A 17,711-nucleotide genomic window follows, 5' to 3' on the forward strand; every position below is an offset into this window, starting at 1 on the left:
TCGTCAATTTGTCAAGAGTTTTCTTCAAATTTGATAAAATTAATGTAAATTCTGATTGGCAAGTTGTATTGTAAGGCGGAAATAAGCGGCAAAACGGCGTATTTGCATGGTTAATGAAATTGTTAAAAATTATTCGTTATATAATGATTCTATGGTAAATATTTCAAAGTATCGTGATTGATAAATTATTGACATTATCAAATTTATAAAAATGATATTTGGCAATTCTATCGCAGATGAAAAAATCACCGATATCATGTTGATACCGGTGATATGTATATATCTTATTTATTGTAGAAATCGTTCTGCTTGTCGTATACTACCTGAGCGGTGTATTTCTTTATTGCATCTGCGTTTTCTTTGATGTCTATCTCTTCTACCCAACTGTCGATCTTACCCTGGAACTCGTCGCCTTTCATATTGTTAACAAGAGTTTCACGATTATCAGTAGCATATTTTGCACTGTTTTCGGTAACGTCGCCTTTAATTACTATATAGTAGAAGCCGTCGTCATCATAAGCTGCTGCCTTGCCGATCTCCAGACCGTTGATGAAAGCTGCAAGCTTTCCTGTATCGGATTCTTTAGCATCTTCCTGTCCGAGATCATACATTGTATCGTTGGAATTTTCTGCATCGTCCTCACTGTCGGTGGCGAGATCATCTGCCTCAACAGTTTCAGCAGATTCATCAGAAGCCTCAGTTTCTTCAAGACCTGCATCCTCAGCTGTGCTTTCGTCTTCGGGTGCATCAACTGCAGCTGCAGTATCATCTGAAGGCATAGGACCTACAATATTATCTTCTTCGGCAGCGCTGTCTTCCTCAGCGGAAGTTTCAGCATCAAGCTTTGCCTGTGCGTATTCGTTGTACTCTTTGATCAGAGCATCGAACTCGTCGTATGAGAGACCTTCGGCTTTTGCAAGGAATTCATCACGAGTAGCTTCGTTTTCCTTGTTCTCCTTTTCAGCCTCTTCAGCGTCCTCGGCGTAAGATTTTGAGATCCTTATAGCCTTATATCTTACGTAGTTATCTTCAACGTACTTCTTCAGATCATCATCGGTCACAGCTTCCTTGCCGTCTGCTGCGTAGTAGTAATCGAAGAGTCTTGTACGCATTGTCTGAGCTTTCAGAACTGTCCTGACGGATTCCTTGGAAATACCCTCTTCCTCCATCAGGTCGCCGCTTGCATCCCAGATGCTCTTAATATTGTCGTTTATGCTTTGAAGTTCTTCATCGGTAAGCTCAAGACCGAGCTCATTGAACTTGTGTGTTATAGCTACGCATTCCTTGGTGTCTTTTCTTGCCTGTTCAACCAGATAATCACGAAGCTTCTTACCATCTCTGTCGCTGTCAAGGTCTATGATAGCCTGACCTGTTGAATAGTAAGACATCGTAAGTTCGTAGGACATCTCAGAATACAGATTGTAGATGTAAACACCTGCATTGACTTTTTCTCCGCCATTGTATGTCATAACGTATCTTGTATCGGAACATCCCGACATAGTAAACATCATAGCTGCTGCTGAAATTGCAGCCAGTACCTTTTTGAATTTATTCATTTTAATTCCAGATCCTTTCCTGCTTTTTTATGAAAACAGACTTTAACTTATACATTATACAACATTTATCCGTATAAGTCAAGAGCTGAATGAAAGATTTTGTATAAGTCTGAAAAAGTTGATATGTTCACAGTATCGATATATCGGAAAGAAGCGTTATCCTGCTGCCGTGGGAGCGCAGTATGCAATCATCGTTAAGGCGCTTTATTTCACGCATCATAGCGCTTCTGTCGCAGCAGAGGTAATCCGCAAGTTCTGAAAGCGACACCGGAAGTTTCTGTTGTGAGCGTTTTTGGGTATCGAGAAAAAAGCAGAAAGCGGCGATGAGTTTTTCTCGTATGGTGCGGCGGCTGAGGATATCCATGTGGGCGGCATATCTTCGTGCTGCACCACCTATTATACTATCTATGAATACACCGTGTCTGCTGCATTTTTTCTCACACCCGTCGAGAAGTCTGTCATAACTTATATATGACACGCTGCAGACGCTCCCTGCTATGGCACAGCAGGCATCGAGTCCTATCTTTTGGAAAACTCCGCATCCGAATGCATCGCCCTTTTGGCAGATATCCAGTATGCTTTTCTGACCGTCACTGCTGATATTGACAATAAGTACTGTGCCTGCGTTGACTATTGCTGTTTCGGAAAAAGTATCGCTGAGATTCCTTAGTATCATCTCCCCCTTTGAATAATTGTGGGTATGTGCGCCAATGCATTCGGCGATACTTCCCTCTTTATCAGCTGCAAAGCCGTATCCTGTCAATGTTTCACTCATTCTTGTTCACTCCATAATGTGATGAAATTTCAAAAGAGATACTATATCTTGTATTATATCACAAAAATGTTGCTTTTGCAACAGACATTCACATTTTTTTGTAGTATAATCAAAATTACCGATATTATAGATTGATATTTTTACATTGTAACTATATCCCGGAGGAAGATATAAAATGAAGATAATCAAAAGGAACGGCGCCGAGGAAGTTTTCGATTCGGCTAAGATAGTAAACGCCATTAAAAAAGCAAATGCAGCAGGTGAAAAAGGCAGGATAAGCGATGAAGAGATCGCCGATGTCACCGATTACGTTGAGTACAAATGCAACAAGCTTGGCAGAGCAGTAACTGTTGAAGAGATACAGGATATGGTGGAAAACCAGCTTATGGCTAAAGGTGCTTTTGAACTGGCGAGAAGATATGTAAGATACCGCTATACCCGTTCTCTGGTGAGAAAGACCAACACCACCGATAACAAGATACTCAGCCTTATCGAGTGCGCAAATGAGGAAGTAAAGCAGGAAAACTCCAACAAGAACCCTGCTGTAAACAGTGTTCAGCGTGACTACATGGCGGGCGAAGTCAGCCGTGACCTTACAAAAAGACTTCTGCTGCCCCACGATATCGTTGAAGCTCATGAAGCGGGTATAATCCATTTCCATGATACTGATTACTACGCACAGCATATGCACAACTGCGATCTCGTAAATCTGGAAGATATGCTTCAGAATGGCACTGTTATAAGCGAGACCCTTATTGAGAAGCCCCACAGCTTTTCAACTGCCTGCAATATCGCCACACAGATAATTGCACAGGTAGCTTCAAACCAGTATGGCGGACAGAGCATAAGCCTTGCTCATCTTGCGCCTTTTGTGCAGATCTCAAGAGTGAAGATACGCAAGGAACTTGAAGTTGAGATGGCGAAGCTTGGGGTTACACCAACTCAGGAAAAGCTTGAAATGATAACCGAAGAAAGGCTCCGCAGAGAGATAACCAGAGGTGTCCAGACCATACAGTATCAGGTGGTAACTCTGCTGACTACCAACGGACAGGCTCCTTTCGTTACCGTGTTCATGTATCTGAACGAAGCAAAGAACGAGCAGGAAAAGAAAGACCTGGCTATGATAATCGAGGAAACTCTGAAACAGCGTGCCGAGGGTGTTAAGAACGAATCGGGCGTTTGGGTAACTCCTGCTTTCCCGAAGCTTATCTATGTTCTTGAAGAGGACAACATCGACGAAGGAACACCTTATTTCTACCTGACAAAGCTTGCTGCAAAATGCACTGCAAAGCGCATGGTGCCCGACTATATCTCCGAGAAAGTCATGAAGAAGCTGAAAGTCGATAAAAACGGCGACGGTCACTGCTACACCTGCATGGGATGCAGAAGCTTCCTGACACCATATCTTGATGAAAACGGCAAACCCAAGTATTACGGACGCTTCAATCAAGGCGTTGTTACTATAAACCTCGTTGATATAGCACTTTCAAGCTCTAAGAATATGGAGAACTTCTGGAAGATATTCGACGACAGGCTGGAACTCTGTTACAGGGCGCTGATGTGCAGACATGAACGTCTGAAAGGTACTCTTTCCGATGCTGCACCGATTCTCTGGCAGTATGGTGCGCTTGCAAGGCTTAAAAAGGGCGAGACCATCGACAAGCTGTTGTTCGGCGGATATTCCACCATTTCTCTTGGGTACGCGGGACTTTATGAGTGCGTGAAATACATGACAGGCAAGAGCCACACTGATCCTGAAGCAAAGCCTTTCGCACTTGAGATAATGCAGCACATGAACGATGCCTGCAAAGTTTGGAAAGAAAAGGAGAATATCGATTTCTCAATATACGGCACTCCCCTTGAATCTACTACTTACAAGTTTGCAAGATGCTTACAGAAAAGGTTCGGCATAGTTGAGGGTATAACCGACAAGAGCTACATCACAAACAGCTATCATGTTCATGTTACCGAGGAGATAGATGCTTTCACCAAACTGAAATTCGAGAGCGAGTTCCAGCATCTCTCCCCCGGTGGTGCTATAAGCTATGTTGAAGTTCCCAATATGCAGAAGAATATTCCCGCAGTGCTGAAAGTTATCAGATTCATCTACGACAATATAATGTATGCCGAGCTGAACACCAAGAGTGACTACTGTCAGGTGTGCGGATTTGACGGCGAGATTCAGATAGTTGAAGATGACGGCAAGCTTATCTGGGAATGTCCTCAGTGTCACAACCGCGACCAGAACAAGATGAATGTTGCAAGGCGTACCTGCGGTTATATAGGAACTCAGTACTGGAATCAGGGCAGAACACAGGAGATCCGCGACAGGGTTCTTCATCTGTGATAAAATAAATATAGGTATACAGGAGATAAGTATGGTAGAGTTACGACCGGTTGACAAGAACAATATTGATGATGTGCTGGCTCTGGAAGTTAATGAAGACCAGAAAAGCTTTGTTTCGACTGTGGCGGAATCTTTGGCACAAGCTTATGTCTACAGTGATAATGCATACCCATTTGCAGTGTACAGCGATGATGAGATAGTTGGATTTATAATGATGGGTTACTACGAGGTCAAGCACTATTATACCCTGTGGAAATTCCTCATTGATAAAAAACATCAGCATAAGGGCTATGGCAGACAGGCGCTTGTCCTTGGGATAAAATTCCTGAAAGACAAATTCGATGTTGATTCTGTATATACGGGTGTAGTCCCCGGCAATTCGGTGGCATCCCGGCTGTACCGATCGGTTGGATTCGTACCCACCGGGCTTATTGAACTTGGTATGGAAGAACTTCGGCTTGAATGTAAGTGATTATTTGGCAGAATGAGTGGTCGTAACTATGATTGACAGAAACACAATACCAGAATCAAGGCAGGATTCAGGAGATAAGGGACAGGGTGCTTCACCTGTAAAAGAGTATGAACAGATTTGAGTATATCAAGTGGTATTGGGAACACAGTTATGATAATGACCCTATTGTATTTTTCTACGAAGTGGATATCGAGAACGAAAGATACGCCACAAGGATGACTGAGGTATACGCCGACAGAAGAGTTGCTCCTGTTATCGAGGAAGGCTTTGAGTTCGTTACAGAGGCGCCCATACCCACACCCGATGAGATAAACACGGAGCCCGAATTTTATGCGAAGTACATCACAAAAGAGGAATTTGAAGCTGTGTATCACGCCGACAGGTATGATGGTGACATAGGCTTTCATCGTAAGGAAACAAGGTGAGACTATGAACTACGGTGAGATAAAAAACTGCGATATAGCCGACGGCATCGGTGTAAGGGTGAGCCTGTTCGTATCGGGGTGTACCCACTGCTGTGAGGGCTGTTTCAATAAAATGACATGGGATTTCGGCTACGGAAAGCTTTTTAATGCCGAAACAGAAAACGAACTTCTTGAAATGCTTTCTCCCGACTATATCGACGGTCTTACACTGCTTGGCGGTGAGCCAATGGAGCCAGATAATCAGCGGGCTTTGGTGCCATTTCTGCGCAGAGTGAGGGAGAAATTTCCGACTAAAAGCATATGGTGCTACACGGGCTGTGTGCTTGAAAAGCATTTGCTTGCCGAAAGCCACTGGCGCTGTGAATGTACCGATGAGATGCTTTCCATGATAGATGTACTTGTTGATGGTGAGTTCATTCTGGCAAGGAGAAATATCTCGCTGGCTTTCCGCGGTTCGGATAATCAGCGTATAGTCGACCTGAAAAAGACACTGTCAGGTTCTGAAACAGTTCTGATTGATTTCGATTAAAAATATAATCCCGTGAACACGCATAATGTTCACGGGATGTTTCAGTTTTGCCAGTGTTTGAGCTTTGGCAGAGCCTGAGACAAGTATTCTCTTGCCTGTTCGGGCGGGAATTTTTCGTTGGAGATATGACCAACGAGAAACTCCGTAAGTTCGTCTAATGAGGAGTAAATAAATTTACCGTCGGTGTAGCACCACTTGCAGTATTCCTCGTTGAATGTGCCATCCACTTCCCTGCTGATGCTTGTATCTTCAAGAGGCATTCCGCAGCACTGGCAGATAAGTGTGCGCGGTGAACCAAGGATAGTGTTTATAGAAACATCAAAAAGCTTTGAGAGAAGTTTCAGTGTTTCCGTATTAGGGACGGTTTCACCTTTTTCCCAGCGGGATACAGCCTGTCGGGTTACGAATACTTTTTCTGCAAGTTCTTCCTGAGAGAGTCCTTGTTTTGTGCGAAGTTCATGTATGATGGTTTTTGTTTCCATGGTATCATCTCCTTTGAATACATTATAACACCAAAGTCCGATCAAATCAAGCAACTATCTGTTGCGTATGTTGTGCTTGTCCGCCAGAGAAATACAAGCGTATTTCACAAACGCACATTGGAATCGTTGGTAAAGTTTGTATGTTTGACTATTGACTATTTAAGAGAAATTAGATATACTTTTTAAGGTGCTAAAATGCATGATATAGTTTATTTTAAGTAAGAAGGGGTCTGAACATTAATGACTAAGGTAGTAAAATTCGGCGGAAGCTCACTGGCAAGCGCTGAACAGTTCAAGAAGGTTAAGGATATCATCACTGCAGAGGATTCAAGAAGATTTGTAGTTCCCTCCGCTCCCGGAAAGAGATTTTCTGCTGACACCAAGGTTACAGATATGCTCTACGGCTGCTATGATCTTGCTGCTAAGGGCAAGGATTTCACCAAGGAGTTTGAGGCTATAAAGGAAAGATACAACGGTATCATCAGTGAGCTGGGTCTTGATATGAATCTGGATAACGAGTTTAACGTTATCAAGGCTTGCTTCATCGGTAAGGCAGGCAGAGACTACGCTGCTTCCAGAGGTGAGTTCCTGAACGGTATGGTACTTGCTAATTATCTGGGTTACAATTTCATCGATGCTGCTGATGTCATTTTCTTTGACGACAGAGGACAGTTTGATGCAAAGCGCACAAATAAGGTTCTTTCCGAGAGGATAGAAGGTCTTGACAACGCTGTTATACCCGGTTTCTACGGCTCTATGCCCAACGATACCATTAAGACATTCTCCAGAGGCGGTTCTGATATAACAGGTTCTATCGTAGCTGCTGCTGTTAATGCAGACCTCTATGAGAACTGGACTGATACCTCAGGATTCCTGACAACAGACCCCAGGATCGTAAAGGATCCCGCTCCTATCACCACCATCACATATAAGGAGCTCAGAGAGCTTTCCTACATGGGTGCAAGCGTGTTCCATGAGGACGCTATCTTCCCTGTAAGAAAAGCAGGTATCGCTATAAACATCAAGAACACCAATGCTCCCGAGGCTCCCGGCACTCTGATCGTTGAGTCCACTTCTCAGAAGCCCGCATACACAATCACAGGTATCGCAGGTAAGAAGGGCTTCACCGTTATCAATATCGAAAAGGATATGATGAACGCTGAGCTGGGCTTCGGCAGAAGAGTTCTTGAAGTATTCGAGAAGAACGGCGTAAGCTTTGAGCATATGCCTTCAGGTATCGATACTATGTCTGTTATCGTTACTCAGGAAGAGTTTGCTGACAAGGAGCAGGAGATACTTGCAGGTCTCCACAGAAACTGCCATCCCGATATGATCGAGATCGAGACAGATCTGGCACTTATCGCAGTTGTGGGCAGAGCTATGAAGGCTAACAGAGGTACTGCAGGCAGAATATTCTCCGCACTTGCACACTCTCACGTAAACGTTAAGATGATCGACCAGGGCTCCAGCGAGCTGAATGTTATCATCGGTGTAAGCGAGAGCGATTTCGAGACTGCTGTTAAGTCCATCTACGATATCTTCGTTGAGACTAAACTTTGATAAAAACCTTTAAGGAAGTATAGATCTTTATAGATCACAGTCCGTACAGAAATTTTTGTACGGACTGTTTTTTCATTTTATTATCAGATAAAACGGTTGACTAAGGAAACCATATGTTGTATAATCAGTATATAGGAAGTATACCCGGAAAACGCTTTGGGTGTACGGATCGTTTTAAATTTAAGATATAAAAGGAAAGATGACAATGTATACAAACAGAAATCGTAAACTTGCAGTACTCTGCGCCGCTGTTATGACTGCTGTGATGTTCGGCAGCTGCGGTACTAAGAACGATGATTCATCTAAAAAGGCAGATGCTTCTGCCGCGGAAACAGTAACACTACCGACAATTACAGAAGCTCCTGAAGAAGAGCCCGACTTGGACACAACAGGTGAATCGGATATTACTCCCGCCATTTGGACAGTAAAAGGTGAAAATGGCGCAGAGATAACCCTGACAGGCTCTATGCACGCTCTGAAAGACAGCGATTATCCAATGCCGAAGCAAATGTTAGAAGCTTATAATAAGTCTGATATTCTCGCAGTTGAAGCTGATCTGACTGAATCGGGTTCAATAACTTTCCAGTCGGCGATGCTGGCGGCAATGTATTACGATGATACAAACGATAAACTTTCAAATCATATCTCAGAAAAGGGATATAAGGCTCTCGAAAAGTATCTTGATCTTTACTCGCTGGATATTTCTTCCTACTCGAATATGAGACCATGGGCTGTGTATACCGTGGTGGAGAATCTCTCACTGGCAAAGAGTGATCTTTCGGGTGATATGGGTCTTGATAAATATCTGCTGATAAAAGCTCACAGCGACAATAAAGAGATCTATGAAGTTGAGGGGCTGGAATTCCAGTTTGATCTTTTCGCCGAGCTTTCAGACGATGTGTACAGTATGCTGTTTGAATCCCGTGAAAACAGTACTATCGAGGACGATCTGAAAGCGCTTGAAGAACTACACGAAGCCTGGGCGATTGGCGATCTTGAATATATTGAAACAGCGTCAAATGAGGAGATAGAGACCGATGATAAGAATGCGGCTGCCATCGAAGAATACGAGAACAAGATCTATAAAAACAGAAACAAAGTCATGACAGAAGCAGTTGAGAATTTCCTGAAAGGCGACAAAAATGTGTTGTTTGTCGTGGGTGCTGCTCATTACGTTGGCGATGAGGGGATTATCTCACAGCTTGAAAAAGACGGCTATACCGTTGAACGAGTTGAATATAAGAACGACTGATATAATTATAAACGGCACTGCAAACCAATGCAGTGCCGTTGTTTTTGTCATATTATCCGATGAGCCAGTCGTACATATCCTGATACTTTTTGGCGGAAGCCTGCCAGGAGAAATCCTTGGACATAGCCTGACGGATTATGCTGTTCCATTCATCGCGTCTGTCAACGTAAATGTAATGTGCGAACATGACTGTGTTGTACATTTCATGGGCGTTGTAATTGGTAAAGCTGAATCCAGTGCCTGATTTCTCAAACTGGTTGTAAGGCTGAACGGTGTCACGGAGTCCGCCTGTTTCGCGGACGATCGGCAGTGTGCCATATCTCAAAGACATCAGCTGTGAAAGACCGCAGGGCTCAAACAGCGAGGGCATCAGGAACGCATCACTTGCCGCATATATCTTATGGCTCATGGCTTCGCTGTAATACATATTCGCGGAAACCTTATCGGGATATTTCCACGCGAAGTATCTGAACATTTCCTCATACTTCTGGTCGCCTGTTCCGAGGACAACTATCTGAATGTCTTGCTGGCAAAGCTTTTCCATCATGTAAGCGATAAGGTCAAAGCCTTTCTGGTCGGTAAGTCGACTGACGATGCCTATCATGAATTTGTTGTCATCGCAGGTAAGACCAAGCTCGGACTGTAAAGCGCGCTTATTCATTATCTTCTTCTCAAATACGCTGTTGATGTCGTAGTTGCAGTTTATCATCTTGTCGGTGGCGGGATCATATTCTGCATAGTCGATACCGTTTACAATACCGCGGAGATCATTCTTTCTTGCTCTCATAAGACCGTCAAGTCCTTCGCCATAGAACTGGGTCTTGATCTCCTCTGCATAGGAATCGGAAACCGTGGTTATAGCATCAGCATAGACAAGACCGCCTTTGAGCATATTGCCGTCAACGTCCTTGAGAAGCTTGTCATAGGTCATGTAATAGGAGGACAGACCTGACAGTGCCATGAATCTTGCGGCGTTGTCATTACCCTGAAATTTAAGGTTGTGGATAGTCATAACGGTCTTTATGCCGCGGAAAAATTCACCGCCCCAGAAAGAATCGTGTAGATAAACGGGTATAAGACCTGTCTGCCAGTCGTGGCAGTGGATAACATCGGGTCTGAAATCAAGTATTGGCAGTGCGGAAAGAACTGCTCTGTCAAAATACATGAATTTCTCTATATCCCAGTGCCAGTCGCCATAAGGCTTTTCGCCGCTGAAATAGTACTCGTTGTCAATGAAGTAGAAAGTAACTCCCTCATATACCATTTTCAGCAGACCTACATATCTGCTCTGACCTGCAAAATCCATATAGAAGTTTGTGATATACTCCAGTTGGTCTTTCCATTTCTGTGCCATGCAGGCATATTTTGGCAGTATAACACGAACATCAAAATACTTTTTATCAAAGCATTTGGGCAGAGAACCTACAACGTCTGCCAGACCGCCTGTCTTGATAAAAGGAACCACTTCCGAAGCTGCAAAAAGAACTTTTTTCATAGCATTTATTCCTTCCTTTATATGATTTACTTAAAGTAGAAAATTTCATGAATTTGAGAAAATAGACAATCTGTCTAGGTTAATTATAACATGGTTTGTCGTTATCGTCAATAGTATAATTTGATTTTTTTATAATTAATTATCAAGATCTTCAATTGGAAAACGACTTCGTTTTTCGGCTAACATTTCCCTGAGACGAGCCTTTGTGACGGTGTATTCATTGCCATCTTCGCCTTTCAGGATAAGACTTTCCTCTTCCCAGCGTACAAAATTGATATCGTCATATTCGTTATAGTCCATCGGTATCTCGCCATGCATTCTTATCATTCGTGGGTCGTAGTGAATGGGGTCGGAAAAGTCCATAACGAATATCTCATTTGGACAAGCCCAGTAACAGCCGTCACAGGCGAGAAGATTGCTTTCGCTGTCATAGAATATATCGCATACAATGAAGGATTCACCGCCGTCAAAAGAAATATCATGTTCCTGTCCATCTGGGATATAGTCATAGCGTCTGCCTGTTTCGATTTCAAAAAAGCTGATGCCGTAAAGATCGGTATGAAAAGGGATATAGCTATGTCCGTTGGAATGATGTATTACCGATTTGAAAGGGTGAAGATGGTGTCTGTCGGTGAGATGTTCAAAAATCTTTACACCGTTTTTGAAATAGGTGCAGTTTGCAATACGTGCGCCGACGTATTTGTTTTTACTCTCACTTTGTTCGCCGTAGATTTCATATCGAACGGTTATTCCGTCGCCCATATCATATTCATCTGTGCAGATAAAATACTTTTCATCGAGATATTCCCTGCCCTCGGGATAAGTGCTTTCATTGTAAATATTCTTATATGAAAAATCCTCAAAGGTACAAAGGCAAGCCGTTATTTTTTCACAGGTAAAATGCAGATGACGGAAATCTGTTTCTCCGTTTACGTACTTTGAGCAGTCGAGGGTAAACTCGTATCCGCTATCATTTTCGGTGACAGAGATATGAAGTATGTCGTAGTTCTCAAACTGCGGAAGATACGCGCCTGTATCTGTTTCGGGACGAGGCGAAAAAATAAAATTAAAGGTTTTTAACCCGGATTTTTCTGTTTCTTCTTCGGGAAAAGTCCCCCACAGCGCACATCTTGCACTGCTTACCGTACCGTCATGATAGCTGTGCTCTGTTATGTCCCTGATGTCAAGGTCTCTCATTGCTTTTTCACCTTTCTTTTCGTAGCAGGCAGGTCGTCTGCTACTGCTTCAAAAAGTTCTTTCAGGCGTTGTTTGTCTTCAATTAGATCAACAAGTAGCATTTCTTTAGCACCCTCATATGGAAGTTCATAAACTCCGTTTGGAAGAAACTTTTTGGCAGAATCGGTGGGTTTAATCAGCAGTCTGTTATCGTATATTCCCCCGACAACTTTGCCTTTGCAATACAAAATGAACTCTCCCATCATCGTACGGTACGTTATTTCTTCGGTCTCGGAAAGCTGTTCAAGTACATATTCGAGGTATTCTTTGGTCGATGGCATACATATCACTCTTTTCTCTGGATTTATTACGGCACGTTCATATCATATTAATTATTATATCATAATTTTATTCAAATGTAAAGATGTCGAAAAGTAAATTGTTGGGTATGCCGTTTCTTATTTGGGCTATGCAGTTTAATATATTCGCAAATGTAATATTAAATTAATAATATTGGACTAAAAAGTCTACATTAATTGTGTATAATATAAAAAAAGATTTGTACACAATTATAGCATGATGCACTCTAAGGAGCGGATACTATGTTGAATAAACTTAAAGTTATAAATGGTAAACTGACAGACGGCGAGAAGCCAATCAGGCTTTTTGGATTATCTACCCACGGTATTGCATGGTACCCCGAATATGTATGTGAAGAATCCTTTGCGGCGCTGAAAAAAGAATGGCGCACAAACTGTGTGAGGATAACCATGTATACCGACGAATTCCGCGGATACTGCAAAGACGGTAACAAGCAGCATCTCAAGGAACTGGTTGAAAAAGGTGTCAACATCGCTGAAAAGCTGGATATGTATGTTATTGTTGACTGGCATGTTCTCAGTGATCAGGATCCAATGAAGTATATAGATCAGGCTGAGGAATTTTTCGGCGATATGTCAAAGCGATTTGCCGATAAGAACAATGTCATATACGAGATCTGCAACGAACCCAACAACAGCGGCACCTGGGAAAGAGTTACGGAGTATGCTGACAGGATAATACCTCTGATAAGACAGAACTCCCCCGATGCGCTGATAATCACAGGTACGCCTAACTGGTCACAGGATATACACTGCGCTCTGGATAAGCCTTTCAAATGGGATAATGTGATGTATTCTTTGCACTTCTATGCGGCGACCCATAAGGGTACTCTGCGAAGCCGTCTTGAACGCTGTGTTGAAGCAGGACTTCCTGTATTCATCAACGAATTCAACCTGTGTGAGGCAAGCGGCAAGGGCGATATAGACATTGAAGAATCCGAAGCATGGCGCGAAGTTATCGACAGACTGGGTATTAGCTGCATAAGCTGGTGTTTGTCAAACAGTGGCGATACCTGCGGCGTGTTTGCGAAGGATTGCACCAAGCTTTCCGGCTGGACAGATGAGGATCTGAAAAAATCCGGCAAGATGATCAAAAGCTGGTTCAACACCTTTGCAGAAGAGGAGAATAACAAATGAACAATGTTTTTGGGCTGATAAGCGAACGCAAAAGTGTCAGGACTTTTGACAGCGATGAGATAACTCCCCTTGTACGCGATGATATACTGAGGTACGCCCGCGGGATAAAAACTCCATACGGTCAGGAAGTCGATGTGCGCATACTGGATAAAGGTATGCACGGACTTTCAAGCCCTGTTATAGTGGGTTCTGAGACTTTCATAGCCGGTAAAATAGACCGTGCGGAACACGCGGAAGAAGCATTCGGATATTTCTTTGAAGAACTGATACTGTATATACAGTCCCTTGGGCTTGGTACCACCTGGATAGGCGGTACTATGGACAGAAAGGCTTTTGAGGACGCAATGGAACTGGATTCAAATGAAGTCATGCCCTGTGTCAGCCCCATAGGCAAACCTGCGGAAAAGCGTTCACTTAGAGAGATCATGATGAGAAAAGGTATCAGGGCGGACAGCCGCAAAAAGTTCGAGGAACTATTTTTCGATGGCAGTATAAATGTGCCGCTGAGCGAGGCAAGATATCCCGAGCTTTCGGAGATCCTCGAAGCGGTACGACTGGCACCATCGGCAGTCAACAGACAGCCTTGGCGCGTGATAATCAACGAGATAGGTGCGCATTTTTACCTGAAACATGATATGGGTTATATCGACAGTACAGGCTGGGATATGCAGAAGATAGACATGGGCATAGCGCTGTGTCATTTCGGACTTTGTGCCGAAGCTAACGGCATTGAAACACATTTCAGTATCGAAGATCCTAACCTTGATGCGGGCAGACTTGAATATATAGCAAGCTTTTTGATAGAAAAATGGAGCGAAGAATGAAGACAATTGAAGAGATAAGAGAGTTTTTCAGCCACGACCTCTACGCCTATGATACAGGCGCATATATCGAAGAAGTCGGCGACAGATACGCAAAGATAAGCCTTACCCTGACAGAGCGTCATAGAAACGCTGTCGGCGGCGTGATGGGTGGAGTTTATTTCACTATTGCAGATTTTGCATTTGCAGTGGCATCGAACTGGCAGGAACCTGGTACGGTATCACTTGATTCGGATATATCCTTTATCGGAGTACCTTCAACAGATAAGATATACGCCGAGACCGAGCTTGTAAAAGATGGCAGATCGGTTTGCACCTACATAGTAAGAGTTAATGACAGCACCGGCAAACCTCTTGCGGTAGTGAAGACAGTGGGTTTCCACAAGACATGATACATAACAAATCCCGGAAAGCTTTGAACTGTGCTTTCCGGGATTTTTATATCAGTATCTTCTTAGGTAGCGCGAGTAGTTCTTGCGCTTTTTCTCTTTGTACATTACTTCGTCAGCCTTGGTAATCAGTTTGAAAAGTGTCATATCGTCAGCTATCCTGGTAACAAGTGTACCTATGCTGCATTCGACCTGATAAGGCTTTCCGGTTATCTTGTTGGTATGTTCAACGCGGTTCTTTATGGCGCTTTCAACCTTTTCGATGTCATCTTCTTCCGCGTTAAGACCGATAACGATAAACTCGTCGCCGCCGAATCTTGCACATATCATGCCTTCTTCGCAGCTCTCGCTGATTATTGTGGCAAGGGTTTTAAGAGCAAAATCGCCCTCGCTGTGTCCGAAGTTATCGTTTATGTATTTTAGTCCGTCCATATCGACAAAGCTTATAAGCAGTTTCTGTCCAAGCATCCTGCATTCGTTGAATAACGAATCAGCGGCACGGATAAAGCCGTTTCTGTTGTAGATATTACATAGCGGATCGATGACATAGAGTTTATCCAGCTCATCTATAACATTATTGAGGTTTATCAGCTTGCGTATATCTTCGAGGCTTTGGCTGATGCTCATTATCAGTGAATGACAGACCATGCTTCTTGTAGGGAATTCACTGTTTGTGATTATCGCGTAGCCGAGACATCTCTCGCGGAAATGCAAAGGAAGATAGTAGCTGATATTTCCACCTGTGTCAAAGTTTCTGGGAGAGATGTTGGAGCTCCTGAAGCACTTGACTTCGGATATCTCGCCCTTGTTCCATATCAGCGGCGCAGACATCTTCGGGGTGTAGCCGCGAATGAGAGAATCTTCGATCTTAACAGAATAATTGCTTATCCAGTCATCACAAAGGCAAATGCAGAAGAGGTCACAGTCGAGCTCGGAAACTTTATTACCGATCACTCTCATGCACTCCTCGGGGGTCTCGGTTTCAGCAGTTTCGGATATGATACTGTTCAGCAGACGAACTTTCGATCTGTTGTAGTCAAGTATATTATATGTATACCTGCGGTAAGCGTTGATATCGGTAAGCTCAGTAGATACGCATCCGCAGCTTTCCGACAGTACAAGCTTAGCGTCAAGGTTCCTGACTTTCTCCCATGATTTGCCCTCTATCGCGTTGAGAAGTATCTCGCAGGCAGAATATCCGGCTTCCGCGAGTGGTCTTTCAACAGTTGTCAGCGCAGGATAGTGGTGACGGGCATTATAGATATTATCAAATCCGGTCACGATAATGTCATTCGGGACAGTATATCCTTTGTCCTCAAATTCCTTTATAGCTGAAAGCGCCGCAGCATCATTAGCACATATCAGTGCATCAGGAAGCTTTCTGCCGCTCTTCATCAGCTTTTCAGCCATGACCTTTCCATCGGAGGGACGGAATTCTCCGAACATGACTCTGTCAGGGTCAATGGTCTTCCCTGCTGCGGTCATTACCTCGCAGAAAGCTTCATATCTTTTCACTGCCTCGGGATTGCTCTGGGCTCCCGAAAGATAAGCGATGTCATTTGCGCCGTGAACTTCAATGATATGGCTGACAAGCTCCGACATAGCCTTTTTGTTATCAATGGTAACATTCATGAACTGCGGATATTCATCGCAGTCAAAAACCACAACGGGCAGCATTGAAGCCTTAATTACAGAAACGAGTTTCTGTTTGACTTCAACATCGGGGATAGTATTTATCATAAGGATAACACCATCGAACATTTTGTAGTTTATCAGGTTGTAGATATTGTTTTCGCCTAAATCGAAACCGCGGTCTGAAACAACTCCGCAGAAACAGGAAAAACAAGAGATGTTGATATCTTTTTCTTTAGCATATTCGATTACTCCGTCGATGACACCGCGCTGATATTCTTCATCAATTCCGGCAGCTATCAGAGCGATCTCAGTGGGTCTGTTCATAAAAAACGACCTCCCTTTTAACATATAATAGTATTATCTTTTATAGTATACAATATTTTTTATAAAAAATCAATAGTTTTTGAAAAAAACTTCCAAATAATCACAAAAACGATGTGATATTTGGAAGCTTTATAAAAATATTAAATTCAAAGTTCTTTTTTGAAAAATGATATCATATCGTTTATCTTGCCGCTTTTTGCCTGCTCAAGCTGTTTTTCCATATAGCTGCGAAGTTCCTCAAGAAAATCGCGTTCGGTATGCATTGCGAAGATGAAACGGTATCTCCTGCGCTGCCTTCTGGCTTCGGCGCGGATGTGTTTTTTCAGTTCGTCGTAGCGAATGACCATTTTGTTTTCGGATGCAAAAGCTTTGATCTTCGCCGTAAGGCTGAATGACATTACGAGGTCGATCGTAAGTATCCCGTAGAAAAATCCTATCACGAATGAGAAAAGCAGATTGTGAGAGAACCATTCAAGTCCCGATAAAATTCGCGGATGAATGAAAAAATAATAACCTGCTCCAAGCAAAGCCCAGTAGAATGAAAATCTGGGACAGATTATGCCTTTGTAGTTGAATCTCAGTTCCGAATAGTCCCACAGCTTAAGATGACGCCTTATAATGAAAAGCTCACCCGCAATAAGCTCGATGACTGTCATTGCCACAGCCATGACAGTGAAAAGTACGCCTTTTCGTATTCCGTCATCATCTATCGGTATGAACCTTTCCAGCATTGCCATAAGGTAAAGCGCCGTCAGTCCGAAACCGTAAAGCGGAAGACAGGGACCGTTGAGAAAACCGGGGTTTATCCAGACACGTTCCTTGTTGGCTGGCTTGAACCGCCGATAAAAGACTTCCAGCGTCCATCCCAGCATACTGCCCGATGCAAACAGCAGGGCGAGTATCATAAATCCGTAAATGATAGTCATATGTACACCTCGCATAAATGACCGTGATCC

17 protein-coding genes are annotated in these 17,711 nt (G+C 43.3%); 9 read left to right on the forward strand and 8 right to left on the reverse strand.

What is annotated here, in order from left to right:
- Positions 1-284: 284 nt before the first annotated feature.
- Positions 285-1,556: a hypothetical protein gene (locus BMY75_RS00485; RefSeq protein WP_074828057.1), complete on the reverse strand. Its 1,272-nt coding sequence runs from the start codon at positions 1,554-1,556 to the stop codon at positions 285-287.
- 127 nt (positions 1,557-1,683) lie between these two features.
- On the reverse strand, positions 1,684-2,331 hold the full coding sequence (locus BMY75_RS00490) for a Crp/Fnr family transcriptional regulator (RefSeq protein ID WP_074828061.1): 648 nt from the start codon (positions 2,329-2,331) through the stop codon (positions 1,684-1,686).
- A gap of 175 nt (positions 2,332-2,506) precedes the next feature.
- Between BMY75_RS00490 and nrdD the strand changes: the two genes are divergently transcribed.
- From nrdD to nrdG, 4 genes are all read left to right on the forward strand, one after another.
- Positions 2,507-4,678, forward strand: coding sequence for an anaerobic ribonucleoside-triphosphate reductase (gene nrdD / locus BMY75_RS00495; protein ID WP_074828062.1), 2,172 nt, complete (start codon positions 2,507-2,509; stop codon positions 4,676-4,678).
- A 31-nt stretch (positions 4,679-4,709) separates the two neighbouring features.
- Positions 4,710-5,150, forward strand: a complete 441-nt coding sequence (locus BMY75_RS00500) for a GNAT family N-acetyltransferase (RefSeq protein WP_074828064.1) — start codon at positions 4,710-4,712, stop codon at positions 5,148-5,150.
- Between the two features lie 107 nt (positions 5,151-5,257).
- Positions 5,258-5,575 (forward strand): DUF6881 domain-containing protein, encoded by a 318-nt coding sequence (locus tag BMY75_RS00505; protein ID WP_074828067.1) that lies wholly within the window; start codon positions 5,258-5,260, stop codon positions 5,573-5,575.
- Between the two features lie 4 nt (positions 5,576-5,579).
- Entirely contained in the window at positions 5,580-6,104 is a 525-nt protein-coding gene (gene nrdG / locus BMY75_RS00510; protein ID WP_074828069.1) for an anaerobic ribonucleoside-triphosphate reductase activating protein, read from the forward strand.
- Between the two features lie 41 nt (positions 6,105-6,145).
- On the opposite strand, the gene BMY75_RS00515 is transcribed toward nrdG, so the two are convergent.
- Entirely contained in the window at positions 6,146-6,586 is a 441-nt protein-coding gene (locus BMY75_RS00515; RefSeq protein WP_074828072.1) for a zinc ribbon domain-containing protein, read from the reverse strand.
- A gap of 240 nt (positions 6,587-6,826) precedes the next feature.
- On the opposite strand from BMY75_RS00515, the gene BMY75_RS00520 reads away from it, so the two are divergent.
- Positions 6,827-8,146: an aspartate kinase gene (locus BMY75_RS00520; protein ID WP_074828073.1), complete on the forward strand. Its 1,320-nt coding sequence runs from the start codon at positions 6,827-6,829 to the stop codon at positions 8,144-8,146.
- A gap of 205 nt (positions 8,147-8,351) precedes the next feature.
- Entirely contained in the window at positions 8,352-9,398 is a 1,047-nt protein-coding gene (locus BMY75_RS00525) for a TraB/GumN family protein (RefSeq protein ID WP_074828076.1), read from the forward strand.
- A gap of 52 nt (positions 9,399-9,450) precedes the next feature.
- Here BMY75_RS00525 and glgA read toward each other — a convergent pair whose 3' ends face one another.
- The 3 genes from glgA to BMY75_RS00540 form a co-directional block, all read right to left on the reverse strand.
- Positions 9,451-10,893 carry a glycogen synthase GlgA gene (glgA, locus tag BMY75_RS00530; RefSeq protein WP_074828078.1) on the reverse strand — a complete coding sequence of 481 codons (1,443 nt, stop codon included), beginning with the start codon at positions 10,891-10,893 and terminating at the stop codon, positions 9,451-9,453.
- Between the two features lie 135 nt (positions 10,894-11,028).
- The gene (locus BMY75_RS00535) at positions 11,029-12,090 is read right to left on the reverse strand and encodes a hypothetical protein (RefSeq protein ID WP_074828080.1); all 1,062 of its coding nucleotides are present in this window, start codon (positions 12,088-12,090) and stop codon (positions 11,029-11,031) included.
- Positions 12,087-12,410, reverse strand: a complete 324-nt coding sequence (locus tag BMY75_RS00540) for a TfoX/Sxy family protein (RefSeq protein ID WP_074828083.1) — start codon at positions 12,408-12,410, stop codon at positions 12,087-12,089. The genes BMY75_RS00535 and BMY75_RS00540 overlap by 4 nt, the downstream gene beginning before the upstream one ends.
- A 261-nt stretch (positions 12,411-12,671) precedes the next feature.
- Between BMY75_RS00540 and BMY75_RS00545 the strand changes: the two genes are divergently transcribed.
- The 3 genes from BMY75_RS00545 to BMY75_RS00555 are packed head-to-tail and all read left to right on the forward strand — an operon-like array spanning position 12,672 to position 14,799.
- Entirely contained in the window at positions 12,672-13,586 is a 915-nt protein-coding gene (locus BMY75_RS00545) for a glycoside hydrolase family 5 protein (RefSeq protein WP_139199652.1), read from the forward strand.
- Positions 13,583-14,410 carry a nitroreductase family protein gene (locus tag BMY75_RS00550; protein WP_074828087.1) on the forward strand — a complete coding sequence of 276 codons (828 nt, stop codon included), beginning with the start codon at positions 13,583-13,585 and terminating at the stop codon, positions 14,408-14,410. Before BMY75_RS00545 ends, BMY75_RS00550 begins: the two co-directional genes overlap by 4 nt.
- A complete protein-coding gene (locus BMY75_RS00555) occupies positions 14,407-14,799 on the forward strand; it encodes a PaaI family thioesterase (RefSeq protein ID WP_074828090.1) in 393 nt (130 codons plus the stop codon). Before BMY75_RS00550 ends, BMY75_RS00555 begins: the two co-directional genes overlap by 4 nt.
- A gap of 51 nt (positions 14,800-14,850) precedes the next feature.
- Here BMY75_RS00555 and BMY75_RS00560 read toward each other — a convergent pair whose 3' ends face one another.
- Together BMY75_RS00560 and BMY75_RS00565 are read right to left on the reverse strand one after the other, a co-directional pair.
- Complete coding sequence (locus tag BMY75_RS00560; protein ID WP_074828092.1) at positions 14,851-16,755, reverse strand: GGDEF domain-containing protein; 1,905 nt, start codon at positions 16,753-16,755, stop codon at positions 14,851-14,853.
- Between the two features lie 146 nt (positions 16,756-16,901).
- Complete coding sequence (locus tag BMY75_RS00565; RefSeq protein ID WP_074828095.1) at positions 16,902-17,681, reverse strand: putative ABC transporter permease; 780 nt, start codon at positions 17,679-17,681, stop codon at positions 16,902-16,904.
- Between the last annotated feature and the right edge of the window lie 30 nt (positions 17,682-17,711).

The organism is Hominimerdicola alba (assembly GCF_900109655.1).
In the GTDB taxonomy this organism is placed as follows: domain Bacteria; phylum Bacillota; class Clostridia; order Oscillospirales; family Ruminococcaceae; genus Hominimerdicola; species Hominimerdicola alba_B.